The organism is Chryseobacterium aahli, assembly GCF_022699665.1.
Taxonomy (GTDB): Bacteria; Bacteroidota; Bacteroidia; order Flavobacteriales; family Weeksellaceae; genus Chryseobacterium; species Chryseobacterium aahli.
On the sequence record NZ_JALDNB010000001.1, the window covers coordinates 318,975 to 335,995 of the forward strand.

The 17,021-nt window shown below is 36.9% G+C and carries 10 protein-coding genes; 4 read left to right on the top strand and 6 right to left on the bottom strand.

Features of this window, described 5'->3' with window-relative positions:
* Nucleotides 1-88: 88 nt before the first annotated feature.
* The 4 genes from MQX03_RS01350 to MQX03_RS01365 all read left to right on the top strand — a co-directional run bounded on the left by MQX03_RS01350 (nucleotide 89) and on the right by MQX03_RS01365 (nucleotide 6,743).
* On the top strand, nucleotides 89-2,191 hold the full coding sequence (locus MQX03_RS01350; protein ID WP_242800850.1) for a bifunctional aldolase/short-chain dehydrogenase: 2,103 nt from the start codon (nucleotides 89-91) through the stop codon (nucleotides 2,189-2,191).
* 256 nt (nucleotides 2,192-2,447) lie between these two features.
* Entirely contained in the window at nucleotides 2,448-3,725 is a 1,278-nt protein-coding gene (locus MQX03_RS01355) for a TIM barrel protein (protein WP_242800852.1), read from the top strand.
* 384 nt (nucleotides 3,726-4,109) lie between these two features.
* On the top strand, nucleotides 4,110-5,495 hold the full coding sequence (locus MQX03_RS01360; RefSeq protein ID WP_056076491.1) for an FGGY-family carbohydrate kinase: 1,386 nt from the start codon (nucleotides 4,110-4,112) through the stop codon (nucleotides 5,493-5,495).
* A 96-nt stretch (nucleotides 5,496-5,591) separates the two neighbouring features.
* On the top strand, nucleotides 5,592-6,743 hold the full coding sequence (locus MQX03_RS01365) for an alpha-hydroxy acid oxidase (protein WP_242800854.1): 1,152 nt from the start codon (nucleotides 5,592-5,594) through the stop codon (nucleotides 6,741-6,743).
* Between the two features lie 93 nt (nucleotides 6,744-6,836).
* Here MQX03_RS01365 and MQX03_RS01370 read toward each other — a convergent pair whose 3' ends face one another.
* The 6 genes from MQX03_RS01370 to MQX03_RS01395 form a co-directional block, all read right to left on the bottom strand.
* Nucleotides 6,837-7,463, bottom strand: a complete 627-nt coding sequence (locus MQX03_RS01370) for a hypothetical protein (RefSeq protein WP_129536761.1) — start codon at nucleotides 7,461-7,463, stop codon at nucleotides 6,837-6,839.
* Between the two features lie 58 nt (nucleotides 7,464-7,521).
* Nucleotides 7,522-7,965, bottom strand: a complete 444-nt coding sequence (locus MQX03_RS01375) for a nuclear transport factor 2 family protein (RefSeq protein WP_242800856.1) — start codon at nucleotides 7,963-7,965, stop codon at nucleotides 7,522-7,524.
* 344 nt (nucleotides 7,966-8,309) lie between these two features.
* Nucleotides 8,310-9,356: a GntR family transcriptional regulator gene (locus tag MQX03_RS01380; RefSeq protein WP_242800858.1), complete on the bottom strand. Its 1,047-nt coding sequence runs from the start codon at nucleotides 9,354-9,356 to the stop codon at nucleotides 8,310-8,312.
* A 340-nt stretch (nucleotides 9,357-9,696) separates the two neighbouring features.
* Nucleotides 9,697-11,832, bottom strand: coding sequence for a hypothetical protein (locus tag MQX03_RS01385; RefSeq protein ID WP_242800860.1), 2,136 nt, complete (start codon nucleotides 11,830-11,832; stop codon nucleotides 9,697-9,699).
* Between the two features lie 139 nt (nucleotides 11,833-11,971).
* Nucleotides 11,972-15,580, bottom strand: a complete 3,609-nt coding sequence (locus MQX03_RS01390; protein ID WP_242800862.1) for a DUF4450 domain-containing protein — start codon at nucleotides 15,578-15,580, stop codon at nucleotides 11,972-11,974.
* A gap of 4 nt (nucleotides 15,581-15,584) precedes the next feature.
* Entirely contained in the window at nucleotides 15,585-16,985 is a 1,401-nt protein-coding gene (locus MQX03_RS01395) for a glycoside hydrolase family 28 protein (RefSeq protein ID WP_242800864.1), read from the bottom strand.
* Nucleotides 16,986-17,021: the final 36 nt, after the last annotated feature.

The following is a 17,021-nucleotide window of genomic DNA, read 5'->3' on the forward strand; positions in this document are numbered from 1 at the left end:
ATAAAGCGTTTAGCAGTATAGTGCGGGATAGTCTAACGGGTAAAACAATCTAAATTTGAGTAAAATTCAGAAAACAAAAAGAAAACAAATGGAAAACGTAAAAACATTTAAATACGTAGATTATTTATGGGACGAAAGTAAGGCGGCTTCTCTTGGTGATGACCAGGTTGCTTTGTTTTTATACCGTTCAAACATATTAGGTGCAGATCTTAGAATTACCAATTACGGGGGTGGAAACACAAGCTGTAAAACGATTGAGAAAGATCCTTTAAACAATGAAGAAGTTGAGGTAATGTGGGTAAAAGGTTCAGGTGGCGACATCGGGACGTTGACAAGAAAAGGAATTGCAGGATTATATACGGAAAGACTGAGAAATCTTAAAAATGTTTACGGAGGTTTAGCAGACGAAGACAGAATGGTAGGATTATTTGACCACTGTATTTTCGATCTGGAAAGCAAAGCCCCTTCTATTGATACGCCTCTTCATGGTTTACTTCCATTTAAACATATCGATCACCTTCACCCGGATGCATTAATCGCCGTAGCTGCAGCAAAAGATAGTGAAGCAATTACCAAAGAAATCTGGGGTGATACAATGGGCTGGGTGCCTTGGCAGCGTCCTGGTTTTGATTTAGGTCTACAGTTAGAGAAATGTTTAGCGGATAATCCAGGAATTCGTGGAATCGTTTTAGGAAGCCACGGTTTATTCACATGGGGAGACACTTCTTACGAATCTTACATCAACAGTCTGGAAGTAATCGAAATGGCTTCTGAATATATCGCTAAAAAAATCGAAGAAAAAGGACAAGTTTTTGGTGGACAAAAAGTAGAATCTCTACCTGCTGAAGAACGTAAAAACAAAGCTGCTCAGATTATGCCTTTGTTAAGAGGTTTAGCTTCTTCTGAAAACAGAATGGTGGGTCATTTCACAGACAGCGATGTTGTTTTAGAATACATCAACAGTAATGATTTGGAAAGATTGGCTCCATTGGGAACTTCTTGTCCGGATCACTTCTTAAGAACAAAAATTCAGCCTTTGGTGTTGACTTTAGATAAAAACGAAGATTTAAGCGATTCTAAAGCAATTTTAGAAAAATTAAATCCACTTTTCGAACAGTACAGACAAGAATACAAAGACTATTACGAAATGTGTAAACATCCAAACAGTCCTGCAATGCGTGACCCGAATCCGGTAATTATCATTTATCCTGGAGTTGGAATGTTCAGTTTCTCAAAAGATAAGCAAACAACCCGTGTTGCTAACGAATTTTATGTGAATGCAATCAACGTAATGCGTGGAGCAGAAGCAATTTCTGAATACACTTCTTTACCAAGACAGGAAGCTTTCGATATCGAATATTGGTTGTTGGAAGAAGCAAAATTGCAGAGAATGCCTAAAGAAAAACCATTGTCAAGAAAAGTTGCTATTGTAACCGGAGCAGGAGGTGGAATCGGACAGGCAATTGCTGACAAAATGGTTCAGGAAGGCGCAGTGGTTGTTTTCACAGATCTTAATCAGGAAGCAGTAGAAGCTGTTACTGCAAAATACAGTAAAGATCAGGCAGTTGCAGTTAATTGTGATGTTACAAGCGAAGAGGCAATTGCAAATGCTTTTAAAGAAGCTGTTTTAGCATTCGGTGGAGTAGATATCATCGTGCATTCAGCGGGTTTGGCAATTTCTAAATCTTTGGAAGACACGACTACAAAAGATTGGGAATTACTTGAAAATGTATTGGTAAAAGGTCAGTTTTTAATGGCGAAAAGCGGTACTGAAATCATGAAAAAGCAAAATTTAGGTGGAGACATCGTGAATATTGCAAGTAAAAACGGATTGGTTGCTGGACCCAACAATGTAGCTTATGGAACTGCAAAAGCAGCACAACAGCACATGACAAGATTATTGGCAGCAGAATTAGCCGCTGATAAAATCAGAGTCAATGTGGTGAACCCGGACGGAGTAATTGTTGGAAGCAAGATCTGGGAAGGTTCTTGGGCAGAAGGCCGTGCAAAAGCAAACGGAATTTCTGTAGAAGAATTGCCAGCATTTTATGCAAAAAGAAACTTATTAAACGAAATTATCCTTCCTGAAGACATCGCAAACGGAGTTTTCGCATGTGTGGCAATCTTAGATAAAACAACAGGAAACATCATCAATGTAGATGGCGGAATGGCAAATGCTTTCCCAAGATAATGTTTTTGGTTGTCGGTTTTTAGTTGTCAGTTGTTAGTTTTTTAACTTTCAATTTATTTGGGCAGCTTAATCCGCCCTCCGTTCCCGCTTTTTTGCTCGTCGTACCTCCTCACAAAAAGAGCTCTACTCAGGTCGGGCTGCGAGGGATTCGAAAGTAATTGAAGGGGTCGAAATCAATATTTAATGCTAATTTTAGTCAATAAATTCAGCCTTGTCAAGGTTCAAAACCTTAACAAGGTTAATTAAAAATCAAACTATGATTATAGAAAAAGATATCATTGAACAACACAATAAAAACGAAGTCGAAAACTTTAATTCAGACTTTGATTTTCTACAAAATAAATTAACGAAATCAGGTTCAAACGTTGCTGAAATCGTTAACAAAATCGCTGATTTTCAGGTGGCAATTCCAAGCTGGGCTTTAGGTGCTGGCGGAACCCGTTTCGGAAGATTTTCTTACGGTGGCGAACCTGCTGTTTTGGAACAAAAACTAGATGACGTTGGATTGCTTCACGCGCTGACTCATTCTGCCGGAGCGGTTTCATTACACATTCCATGGGATATTCCAAGTGATGTAAGTGCTTTGAAGGAAAGCGCAGCGTCTCACGGATTGATCTTTGATGCGATGAATTCAAACACATTTCAGGATCAGCCGGATGCAAAACATTCGTACAAATTTGGTTCTTTAAATTCTGTAAACGAAGATTCCCGCGCGTACGCTGTTGAACATAACAAAGAAGTGATCAGAATCGGAAAAGAATTAGGTTCAAAAAGCTTAACCGTTTGGTTGGCTGACGGAGCAAGTTTCCCCGGACAGTTAAATTTCCAGACCGCTTTATCAAACACAGAAAAAAGCTTAAAAGAAATCTACGCAGGAATGCCGGAAGACTGGAAACTGTTTATTGAGTACAAACCTTACGAACCGAATTTCTACTCAACAACCATTCAGGATTGGGGAACTTCTTTCATGTTGGCAAGTGCTTGTGGTGAAAGAGCTTTTACATTAGTTGACCTTGGACATCATTTGCCTAATACCAATATTGAGCAGATCGTTGCAACGTTGATGTATAAAGGTAAATTAGGTGGTTTCCACTTCAACGACAGCAAGTATGGTGATGATGATTTGACGGTGGGTTCTATTAAACCTTATGCTTTGTTCCTGATCTTCAACGAATTGGTATATGGAATGGAAAACAACGCCAATAATCCTTATCCGGCTTGGATGATCGATGCAAGTCACAACATCAAAGATCCTTTGGAAGATTTATTACAGTCTTTGGAAGCGATCTTAATCGCTTATGCTCAGGCACTTTTGGTTGATCAGAAAGCTTTGAAAGCGGCACAACTTAATAATGACGTTGTTGCAGCTCAGGATATTTTGCAGAATGCTTACAGAACAGACGTTCGTCCGTTATTGAAAGCTGCAAGACTGCAGACTGGCGCAGCTTTAGACCCGATCGCTGCTTACAGAAGTTTAAAGGTAAGAGAAACCTTAATTTCTGAAAGAGGCTGGGCAAAAGCAACAGGATTATAAAAATCCGTTTTAATTTGATAATTACTTTCAGGTGCAATCGAAAGTTTAATTATATGTATCCTTATTTACCGTTGAGACCCGAGTGTTTAGAAAATTAATAATGAATTCTTTATTTAAGAAATCAGTGGATTTTTTTCTTAATTATTTTTAATCACTAAACACTCCTTGATGGTTTTAATTTTTTTAATTAAAGAAATAGCCAAAAAGATTTAATCTTTGAAGCCTTTGCTGAGTAGAACGCCTTTGCGAACTTAAAAATAATCAGCATTTTAAAAAGAAAAATCTTTGCGCACTTTGCGTTAAAAAATATTAGAACAATTCTAATTCACATTTGAAAAAAAACTAATAACCATTTTATAATAAATCATTAAATTCATCTCAGGAATGTCCAAAAAAAAGGTAACCATCGTATTTGATATTGGAAAAACCAACAAAAAGTTTTTTTTATTTGATAAAAATTACAAAGAAGTTGTGCGTGAATATACCGAACTTCCCCTTACCACCGATGAAGATGGTTATCCCACAGAAGATCTTGCAGCGCTCCAAAACTGGATCAAAGATAATTTCAATGCCATTCTCGATGATGAAAATTTTGAAGTAAAAGCCATTAATTTTTCTACGTACGGAGCAAGTTTTGTACACCTAGATCAGAAAGGAAATGTTTTGACACCTTTGTACAATTATACCAAACCGATGGATCAGGATATTCTTGATTTATTTTACGAAAAACATGGTAGCAAACTGAAAATTGCCCGCGAAACTGCATCTCCACAAACTGGAATGTTGAATTCAGGACTGCAGTTATTCTGGTTAAAATACAAACATCCGGAAGTTTTCAAAAAAATCCGTTATAGTCTTCATTTACCTCAATATCTATCATATTTGTTTACCGGAATTTGCGTTTCGGAATTTACGTCAATTGGCTGTCACACCAATTTGTGGGATTACGACAAAGCAGATTATCATGACTGGGTTTACGAAGAAGGAATCGATGCCTTATTAGGACCAATTGTTCCGACTTCTGCGAGCATCAACACTTCCTACAGAAACAAAAAAATTAAAATCGGTGTTGGAATTCACGACAGTTCTTCAGCGTTATTACCTTATATTTTAAGTAAAAAAGAACCGTTTTTATTGCTTTCAACAGGAACTTGGAGTATTTCTTTAAATCCATTCAACGATGAAAGTTTAACGGATGAAGATATCGAAAACAACTGTCTAAATTACATGAGAATCGACGGTAAACGTGTGAAAGCATCCCGTTTTTTTATGGGGAATGAATACAAGATTCAGGTTGAAAAATTGTGCGCTTATTATGGAAAAGAATACGGTTTCCACAGAGAAGTTCAGTTTGATCAGGATCTGTATCTGCGTTTAATGAAAAATAAAAATATCTATTTCCGTTTTGAAGGGATTATTTTAAAGCGAAAAATGATTACAGCAACAGATTTAAATTCATTTGCAACTTTTGAAGAAGCGTATCATCAGTTAATGATCGAATTGATGGATCTGCAGATTCATACCATTACCAATGCCATCGGAAATTCAGAGATCAAAAATATTTACATCGATGGAGGTTTCACAGACAATGACGTTTTTATGAAACTGATGTCACATCATTTTCAGCATTACAATGTGATGTCCACTCATTCTCCGTTGGGATCGGCTTTGGGAGCATCAATGGTGATTTCAAATAAAAAAATAGACGAAACATTTTTACAGCAGCATTATCAGATGAAAGTGCTTCAGCCTTTAATCTTAAATTTGTAAAGAATATAGTTGTTGGTTGACGGTTGTCAGTTGATGGCACTCTCAAAACAATCAACCAACAACTATCAACTGACAACCAAAAATAAACAACTATTTATGTCCTTTCCATTCGATACCAACTACGCTTCCCTCGAATTGCTGATCGAAAAAGCAAAAAAGAAAATGCCCCGTTTCGCTTTCGAATATCTGGATGGCGGCTGTAACGAAAATATCAACCGCGACAGAAATACAAGTGAATTGCGTGATGTACTTCTTCGTCCGCGCTACCTGAATAATAACTATTCGGAAGCCAATATGGAAACGGAATTATTCGGAGTGAAATATTCCGCACCGTTCGGAATTTCTCCTGTTGGTCTGCAGGGTTTGATGTGGCCGAATGCTCCGGAAATTTTAGCAAAAGCAGCTTTTAAACATAATATTCCTTTTATATTAAGTACTGTAACTACAAGCAGTATTGAAAGAATTGCTGAATTAACGGAAGGAAAAGCTTGGTATCAACTCTATCATCCAAGAGAAGAATGGTTGCGTGACGATATTCTTGACCGTTGTGAAGCTTCTGGCTATGACGTTTTATGTGTTTTGTCCGATGTTCCTACGTTCGGTTACCGTGCAAAAGAGATTAGAAACGGTTTGGCAATGCCTCCGCAACTTAATTTCAGAAATGTTTCCCAGGCATTGGCAAGACCTGAATGGTGTCTTGAAATTTTGAAACACGGCGTTCCAAGTTTCAAAACGATGGAAAAATACATGGACAAAAACATGAATGTGAAACAATTGGGACAGTTCATGAACTCTACTTTTTCCGGCAGACTAAATTCCGACAGAATCAAAGCCATTCGTGATAAGTGGAAAGGAAAACTGGTCATCAAAGGTGTGGCTTCCGATGAAGATGCAGCTGAAGCGGTACGTTTAGGTTTCGACGGAATGATTATTTCCAATCATGGCGGAAGACAGCTTGATGCAGGAGAATCAACGATTGCGGTGGTAAAAGAAATCAGTGAAAAATACAAAGGTCAGATAAAAATCATGATGGATAGTGGCGTAAGAACCGGTCCGGATGTTGCCCGTGCCTTGAGCTGTGGTGCAGAATTTACATTTATGGGAAGAACGTTTATGTACGCTGTCGGAGCTTTAGGCGACAAAGGTGGCGATCATATTATTGAGATGCTGAAAATGCAGTTCAGACAGGTGATGGAGCAGGTTTGTTGTGATACGCCGGAGGATTTGCAGAATTTTAGGGTGAGGTAGAAACCGAATAGTGAACTTGTTTTGATGTAAAATATTCTGAGAAATTAATAAAGAATAGACTGTTCCAAAAGACGGTCTATTTTTAAATATTAATTAGTTAATCAATAGATTACATAGTTCTGCAAATTCTGAATCACCATTATTTTTAGGGCTATTTCTGGTGACTAAATGATATTTTCCATCAATCAAAATTTCCAAAATCCACTCTTCTCCATCTAAAACTATCTTGGGATCATGTGTTCCTATGTTCCAAAAATTAACATCATTTGATTTTGAAATGAATCTATTCCATTTTTCTGCATTAATTTTCTTTGTGTACTCTTTTACTATTTTTCCTGTTTGATAACCGCCTAATCCATCGCTTTGGCTATAAGTTAAAAATATTTCTTCATTTCGATTTTCCATTTTATAAACAAAAGGATTTGACCACGTTCCTAAATTTGTATATCTAACAATCTTTAAATTTTCATTCTTTTTATCAAAAAGAGGTACTTCGTTTAGTGAATTCAAATGTTTTGAATACCATTTGTTTCTGAATAATGAAAGCGAATCATTTGGACCATTACTGATTGTATCTCTAGGATATTTATCTTCATCATAAGTCGCAAAATATAATTTTCCATCATATTGTCTTTCATCTTCTTTTGGCGAAACAATTTTTTTGCTCATACAATTGGTAATTAAAATTAAAGTTAGGAAAAGTAGTAATTGTTTTTTCATATTCAATTAAAATTAATATTTTAAAGTAAATTTTACAAATCGTTTTTATAGAGTTAAATCACTTTTTCTTCTCCGATTTCACCGCCTGTCTCGCCAACAACTTCCAATCCTTTTTAACCTTCGTCCAAACCAATAAAATATCCAAAGTTACATCGCCCGGTTCCTTCCCCAAATCAGCAGTCGTAGCATAAAAATGGTGACGGACAATCGCAGTATTTCCAACAATCTGTATGTTTTGGTTGCTTATATCAATGGTTAAAAAATCAGATTTTTTACTGACCAATTTTTCAACAAATTCCTTCGCATCATCGATATGACCTCCCGAATGTCCGTAAGTCAATTCCGGAAAAATCAAAGAGTCCAACGTAGATTTTTCACCACTAATCATCGCTAATCTTAGTTTTTCTGCTGCATCTGTCACAGCTTGGATATCATTTTTTTTCTGTCCGAAAACAGTGATTGCCACTAAAAAACTCATGGCAAAAATTAATTTCTTAATCATAATTATTAATATATTTTATAAAAGATTGTCGGTAATCTGTCATCATGGAATACTTTGTATTTCATTGTTAAGTTTACGTCTTTGTTTACCTTTAAAACAGTCAAGATTTAAAAATCTTTGTTTGACTTTGCATTAAATTGGGCATTATAATGAATAGCGAATATTCATTTATAATCTTTCTAATTATCGTTATCTATTAAAGTGTTATTTTAACACAAAGACCACAAAGTTTTTTCTATCTACTAAGCGTCTTGAAGGCTCACAAAGCCGTAAACTTATAAAAGCTCACGGAGTTTTTTAGTTATTATTAATTGCGGAAAACTAAAATAATTTTTAACAGATATTTATAGTGAATCTCTCTGAATAAATTTGAAAACATTATTCACCTGCTCCTTCTTATTTTTTAAAATCATATACGCAGCAGATTCTCCCATCGCCTTAAAATCAGTTGTAATCACCGTAATTCCCAGCAATTCTTTCAAAGGTGTTTCATTATAGGAAATAATTCCTATGTCTTCACCTAATTTCAGATTTTTCTGACGGATCTGTTTCACCAAATTGACCAGATCACGCTCACGAATCGTGATGAAAATATCTTTATCCTGCAATTCCATGTCAGGATAAATTTCATCAAGAATTTCATAATCCAATTTAAAATCACGGCAAAACTGTTCAAAACCGCGCACAATACGGAAAGGGTATGGATGAATTGATTTATCAGGATAAACCAGAATGATCTTTTCGTACTTTTTAATTTTATCTAAACCTTCCTTCAACGCATCGTAAATATCATGTTCAAAATCTTGAAAAATAGAACCATAATCTCCTGAAATATTAGGTTTTGTATTGTCTAAAAGCAATAATTTATTCTTCGGGATCTGTTCGATAACATCTAAAACTTCCTGTGTTGAACTCGTATGTTTCGACTGTTCATCACGGAAGTGAGGCATCACTACATAGTAATCAAAACCACCAAGATTTTTCTTCAAAGCATTGATGAAAAGTGTTTCGTCGCAATGGTAAATATACATTTCCACATTGCCTTTGGTACCGATTGCATTGACGAAATAATTGTAAATCATCATTTTATAAGTGCTCGGCTTATTGATCAGAAAGAAAATGTTGATGATGTCGTTCTTGTTGATTCGGGAAATGTAGTAGCCTTTTCCCTTTACAGATTCAATGATCTGCCTTTTGCGAAGCTCTTTGTAAGCTTTTTCCACAGTATCTCTGGAGAGAAAACAGGATTCGCTGAGTTCATTGATAGACGGAATTTTTTCTCCGATTTTTATTTGCCCTCCATCAATTCCGTTCAGAATAGAATCTACAATCTGTTTGTATTTCGGAACTCTGGAGTTTTCATTGATGTTGATTTCTAATGTTTCGGCCATGATTTTTACAGATAGGAAATGCAGTTCAGTTAAAAAAATAGCAATAATCAAAGCGATTAATAGCTGAAAACAAGATACAAAAATTCGAAGTAACAGATTCATGAATGTTTTTTATGATAATAATAGTTTAAAACTGTTAATTATCAGTTTATTATCGGTTTTCGGACGATTAGATTTAATTTATTTAAAATTCCCATTTATACCTTCAAGGTTTTTAAAATGTTAAAAGTTTCGGATGTTTTGAACTTTACAACCCTAAAACGCTCCGACTCAAAAACACTCAAAAAAAAGCCTGCCCTTTTCAGAACAGACTTTAAAAAACTATATGAATGTGAAATTTTTAAGGCATCTTTTTAAAACCCTCTGCTTTTATTTTCCAGGTTCCGTCTTTCGGAAAACCAGGGAATTCACCCGTCGAATTATCCCAACCTTCAAGCATCATCGCCACGGTCGTTAAAACACCGCCATTTCCGGGAAGGTAAATTCTAAGACGTTTATCCTGGAAATTGTGTCCGTTTTTCAGATATGTATTGGTTTGAATATCCATAAACAAAGCATCCAAAGCTTTACTTGGAAGTCCAAGTCTTGCTGCGTTCATCGCCGTCATCGGAAAATCCCAACCCCAGGTATGTTCCCAATTCCATCTTTCCCAGACGATATCCAACGTGTTTTTCATTATTTTTTTGTCCAGTTTCGGAGATTCAGGAACCATTCCCAATGCACCCAAAACAGCAGGATGGTCGGTCATCCATTTTGGAAAGGTAAATGAATCTTTTGCCGATTCTGTCGATAAATAAACACCGTTCTGAATCGGAAGCGGCGCTAATTTATTGATAACATCATCCCATTTTTTATCTCTTGGCTGTCCTAATCTTTCTTTCCAAAGTTGAGCGGTTTTCAGTGCCCAATCCCAATATGCCACCTCATAAGTTGGATTGTAAGTATCTTTCGCAGGGAAAACCTCTTGAGCAGGAATCACGCCTTTTCCAAGATTATAACGATTTTTCTCTTTGTCATAAGTCGCAAAATCTGCCATAAAATCAGCCGTTGCAAAAATTAAATCTTTATACTTTTCCAATACTTTTTTATCCTTGCTATTTCTATACAATAGTTCGGTCATGTAAATGATGTGCGGTTGCTCCCAAATCAAAAAAGCAGCAACAGAAGATGGACTTTCGTTCCCATCATTATCAGACATTTTAATCCAGCGAACACCTTTGTAGCCTTGTCTTTCGGCTAATTTTTTAGCTTTGTCAAAAGTTCTGAAATAATAATCCAGCTGTTTTTCCAAAATTTCTGGTCTTCCCCATAAAGCGTAATGAACGCCGTGCCACCAATGCATTTCCGTGTGCGGTTTTCCGTACCAGCTGTTAAATGTTAGACCAGTTTCCTGAGGTGGATTGTTTCCACCACACTGAACTTTCGTTAAATATTCAGATAAGACAACTCTTCGTTCAAGCTCATTGGCTCTTGGGTCTGTACTTCCTTCAAAATCAACGGCAGCGCCACTTTCCCAGAAAGATTTCCAGCCCGAAATACTTTCTTTTTCAGCATCAGCGAATAAAGTTCTAGTGGATTTTGGACTTTTAGCAGAAAACTCAACACTTAATTCCACGGTTTTATTTTTCGAAGAAGGCTCGTAAACGAAATAATGTTTTCCGGCCTCACGTAGTTTTCCTTCCGTAAAGTTTAATTGAGTATAATAATCCGTGCTTTGCAATTTGTGCTGAATCAAACCTTGCGTCGATTGTGACGAAACGATTTTCGTAGAATGGTCATTTTCATTTCCGTAAAAAGCTGCATCATCTAAGAATTGTCCGGTTGGAGAAGGGTAGTGTGCAAAGACTTTCAATCTGTTTTTAGAAATCAAATCAGATTCAATTTTCACTCCAATTTTATCTGAATTTTGAAAAGAAGCCGTCCAGACTTTTATCGGCGTTCCTTCTAAAGAAAATTCGCTCGTGATAATTCCTGTCCACAAATCAATTTTCTGATTGCTGTTTGTAAGGTCTGAAATTTTTGCTTTCTGACCATCTTTTTTAGTCAGTTCAATCCCAATATTTCCCAGCTGCAAACGATGTTGGTTCACACGGAAATATTCAACCGCACCTTTATTTCTTTCAGGTTCTTTGATTTGAACAGAGTACAAAGCTTTTCTACCATCGTTATTGAAATCATAAGGCTTTAAAGTTTCCTCAAACTTGTAATTTTCTTTATTCGGAAAACTATTCCAGCCCCATTCAGACTGCGTTCCGAGAGAAACTCCGTTTTTATAGTATTCGGGAAACGACTGCATTCCGGTAATGTCAACCGTGTAGGCAAATTTTCCGTTTCCAACCGTCAAAGTAGAAAGAGTATCGGCTTTTGTGTTGACCACATTATGTCGCTGAACGACTTTCTTCCGGTCGATTTTCTGTGCGTTTAAGGATGAAAATCCAACGCAGAAAATACTCAGATATATTGCAATTTTCTTCATTTTTAAATTTTATTTTATGCTTTTACGCCTGTCATTCTGAACGAAACGAAGTGGAGTGAAGAATCTCAATTTACCAATAGATTCCTCGTTCCTCGGAATGACAAACCGTCAATTATATTTTAGTTACTAATAATTATCACTATTTCAAAACCGTCGCACTCATCATTCCAATCACCACATCATTGCTCACGGCCGTTAGTTTTATCAATTTTAATTCTTTACTCGCATCAATCGGCAAATCCAAAATCGTGGCGACACCACCATCTACTTGGCGGTCTGTAAATCCTTTAATGCTTGAATATTTGCTCAACGTTCCGCCTTTGTACAATTCTCCCGTTTTCAGTTTCACACGATACGGAATTTTATCATCCGGAATTTCAAAAGCGAAATTATCATCAAACAAATCCTGCTCAATCGGCCACCAGTTCGTTGGATTTTTCAGTTCTAATTCTGTTGTAGAACCGTCAACATATTGAACTGTAATTTTTCCATTCACAATCTGCGACTGCATTGGATTCGTAGAACCAGCCATCAGAAAATAGATTTTCTTTCCTTTTCCTGAAATTGGAATTTCTAAAGCGTCTGAATAGTTATCCCACTGACTTACAAACGCGATATTTTTATCTGTTTTATCAATTAAAAATGGAATTCCAAAAAAATCAACCTTACCATTTTTTCTTTTGCTCATCAATCCGCTGTCATCGATTTGAGCAGTGATTAATGGGTAACACCAGTTTCCGATTCCCTGCCAAGGAAGCTGTAAAGTCGGAACTTCCAGTCTTGGCGAAAGGTATTTCTGATTAAAAATTTCAGTTACTTTTTCATTGTATTTTGAGGCTAATGAAATGTTGTTGAACTGCCCTTGGTTTTCGATTTCCCAGTCTGTGATTTCTATATTTTGTTTAATTCCGTTATAATCAAGGACGAGAGAATTTGTTCCTTTGCTTAAATAATTTGCAGGAATCTCAATAATTGTATTTTGATTTTTTTGAATCGAAAAAATTTTGTTTAAACCATTAACCGTCAGTTTTCCATTAATTGAATTGGATGATTTCGACTGAATCTGTAGTTTTTTATTTACCCATTTTGTTTCCAAAGGAAAACGGATGTCAAGGTTTATAGGTTGCCACCAACTTGTGCCGTTTTGCTCGACTTGTACGAAAAAAGTTCCTTTTCTTTCTTCTTTAATTAATACAATTCTTTGGTTAACTACCCCGTCTTCGCCCTTCGGTCGAATCAACCCCTCCAGAGGAGGGGAATTTTTAATTAATCCTTGTGGGTCGTAGATATTTTTAATTTTCTTTTTTGAATCAAAATTCAACTGAAGACTTTCCGATATATAATTGACGTAATCAGTTTGTTCATTTTTCAGTTCTTCTCCGGAATAATTGATTTCAATCTTAAAATCTTTTCCTTTTGGCGTTTCAAACTGAACAAATGGTTGTGAAATCGAATTGGGTTTAATCTTCCAATCCACTTTTTTACCATTTACTTTTACCGATTTGATGTTAGAATAATCCACAGGAATCTGCATTTCCAGCGCCACCGGATTTTGATATTTTGATTTAAATGAATATTCCGTCTTTTTTGAAGTCCTCGTAAATTGATATTCCCAATCCGGAAGTTTCAGCTCGGCAGAATTCCATTCTTTTGGGAAACCAGGTTTGATGCTGATTTTATTCTCCAATAAATTAGGATAAACTCCGAAAAGCCCTTCCGTCAAAGTTCTCGAAGCGACACCAATCGGGTCTGCAAAATCACGGTACAATTCTCCGCGAAACGCATCGTAATGAGAAAGCTGCTCAAAATTCCCAGGACTGATGCCGTAATACATCGATTCTACAAGATTTCCCTTCCAAAGTTGATACGCATCTTCAGTTCTTCCGGCTTGCCAATACGCCAAAGCGGTCTGTAAATTTTCCGCCAAAGCCACATTGTTAATCGACCAATCGTACGGTTGCCAGTTGGTGGTCGATAATGTGTAATAATCTTTATTTTGTGCACCTTTTATCGTTACCGGAATTTTAGGCGTATGATTATTGATGTATTGTAAGTTTTGATAATCCTCAAATTCATTCAGAATAAACGCATCGGAAACGTGATAAATCGACCAGATTCCCGGTTTATCGTGAACAATTTGATTACCCAAAGCATCCTTATATTCAGCAAAATAACCTTTTTCTTTAATCCAAAGCTGGTTTTTCATTGCTTTTAAAATTGCATCAGCTTCCTGTTCGTAAGGTTGAGGATTTTCGCCAATGATTTTCGCAAGCTTCGCCATTTCACGATTGGCTCTGTAATTGTAAGCCGAAGTATGCGTTACTTTTCCACCTGAATATTGAAGCGCATCACTTGCCCAAATCGCAGCATACGCATCATACAAATCACCACGCTTGAAATTCCGTTTTTCCCAATCCATATGACGAACCATCGTTGGCCACATTTTTTTCAGGAATTCTTTGTCACCAATATAATTGAAATGCGAAAACATTTGGTCAAAAAACACCAGATTCATATCGTAATGATGCGGTTTTGTGTTGTCATTTGGATTTCTGGAAATGTATCCGCTTGAGAAAACAGAAGTTCCCATTTTTTCTTCGTGTCGCGCAAGATGACGCATCGTATCCATTTCTACGGGTGCAAAATCGGGTTTCAAAACCTGCGAATTAGCATAACTTTCAAAATGTTCTTTCGCTCTGTCGTGCCAGTTCAATGCATCTGCTGCGTAAGCGCCACGCCACGCATTCAGTCGCATTCTCCAAGCCACTGCGCCGTGAAGAAAGGTTGGGCTTTCCCAGATTCCGTCTGCGGCAACGGCTAAATTGGCTCCGAAATTGTTTAAATCTGCATCCGGAGTTTTTAATTGAATCCGATTGGTTAATGTTAAACAGGATTTTTCCGCTTCATTAAAAATGTTTTTAAAATCTTCATCTGAAAAATTCTTACCTGATTTTCCTTTGGCAACCTGAATATAGACCGGTTGTTTTTGTGAAGAATACGAAGCGTAAACAATCGGAGATTTGTCTGTTTTATTTTGAGTAAACTCGGAAAGTTTTTCTAAAGTCGCCGCATCGGTTTGTTGTAATGAATTGACATTAGAAAAACTTCCGCTGACCGTTTGAGTTTCCTTTTTCTTATTTAAATAATTGAGCTGAAACTGATTTTTGTTTAATTGAAACTGATTGTTTAGACAGTATTCCGGCAATAAATAAAATCCTGATTCCGGGTCTGCACCGATGTCCCCGTTTCTGCTGAAAGTTGTTCCGCTGGCACCGCCGTAAATTGCATAGATTTTTGTTGAGGAATCTACATTTACAGTTTCCATTTTTAAAACCAAACCTTCTTCTTTAGCCTGTGCCAAAACGGTCAGTTTTAAAGTTCCGTTTCCAAGAATTGGGTCTTTGATTTCATACAGCATTGAACCCGGTCGGTAACGCGTTTCAATTTTATCAGCCTGAATTAATTTTTTAACCGAATTTCCTTTTTGGATAACGAACTGTAGATTGCCACCCATTCCCGGAAGATACAATGCAAATTCCGGCAAATCTCCCGCTTCAACTCTGGAAGCACGGTTATCGCCATACAACGCACGGTTGAATCTGTACTTTCCGTTGACCAATAAAAAATCGCCTTTGTCTTCCTTGTAATGCAATTCGCGCTCGTTATTCTGCCAATGTTTCGACTGGGAATAGGAAAGTGAGAATGCCGACAAAACCAGAAATCCGGCTAAAATGGATGTTCTTCTCATTTTATTATTTTAGCTCAGTTAAAGGTTGTCCGTTAACCGTTACATTTTTTAAAGTCACGTTTTTCAGATAGTCCACTTTGTAAGGAATCTGCACGCCAACCATTTTAGCATTAATCATTGTGAAATCAGTTACAGGAGAAGATTCATAGGCATCAGAAAAAACAGCATATTTTCCGCCTTTGTCAACCGTTAAATTCTCAACCCAGATATTTCTGATGGTCGGAATGTGATTTCCAGGTTTTTCATAGTGCATATTGAAACGAACAGCAGCTTCTTTGTAAGCGCCCACTTTTGTATTGTAGAAAAATACATTTTCAATCGTTCCCCCACGGCTTGAGCTGGTTTTAATTCTTAACGCACGGTCAAGATTCTTACTGTCCATAACGTTTCCGATGGCATAAATGTTTTTCGCTCCGCCTGCAATTTCACTTCCAATCACAACACCGCCGTGACCATCTTTCATTTCACAGTTTTCGATAATGTGGTTTTCGGCAGGTCTTCCGATGTCTCTTCCATCCTCATCTCTTCCGGATTTGATGGCGATACAGTCGTCTCCTGTGTCGAAATATGAATCTTTTATCCAGACATTTTTACAGGCTTCAGGGTCGAAACCGTCGTTGTTTGGTCCATGGCTGATTACTTTTACTCTTTCAATTAAAACATTTTCACATAAAACAGGATTCAGATTCCACATTGGAGAATTTTTCACTAAAACATCCGCCATATAGAAGTTTTTAGACTTGTAAGGCTGAACAAAATTGGGTCTCAAATACCATCCATCCCCGAAAATTCTTTCTCTGGCAGGTTTTCTTTGCGCCATATACTCGTGAAGTTTTGCACGGGCAGGGTTTTGTCTTCCCGGACGACTTGTGTTGTAACCATATTTTGTAGCACCACACCAGAACCACCAGTTGTCTAAATCTGAATTTCCATCCAAAGTGCCTTTTCCGGTCACTGCGATATTTTCTTCTTCGTAAGCATAAATTAATGATGAATAATTCATACATTCCATTCCTTCCCAACGCGTGAAAACGATAGGGTAGTCGTTGCTGTCTTGGCTGAATAGAATCGTAGAACCATCGCTTAAATGCAGATTCACATTAGATTCAAGATAAATAGCACCCGTTAAGAAAATGCCATTCGGAACAACAACTCTTCCACCACCTTCAGAACTGCATTTTTCAATCGCCTTTTTGAAAGCTTCTGTATTTTTTGTTTTTCCGTCACCAATTGCTCCGAAATCCGTTATCAGATAATCCACCTTTCTGAATTCTGGTTTTTTGATTTGCTTTTTTAAAGCTTTAATTTCTTTTAGAGGCTGTTTTGCGGAAGTCCACGGTTTATATTGAGCCGATAGCGAGATTGATATTAGAAATGCGAAGAGAATTAAGATTTGCTTTTTCATAATGTCTGCAAGTTGTTTAGTTTTAAAAGAAAGTTC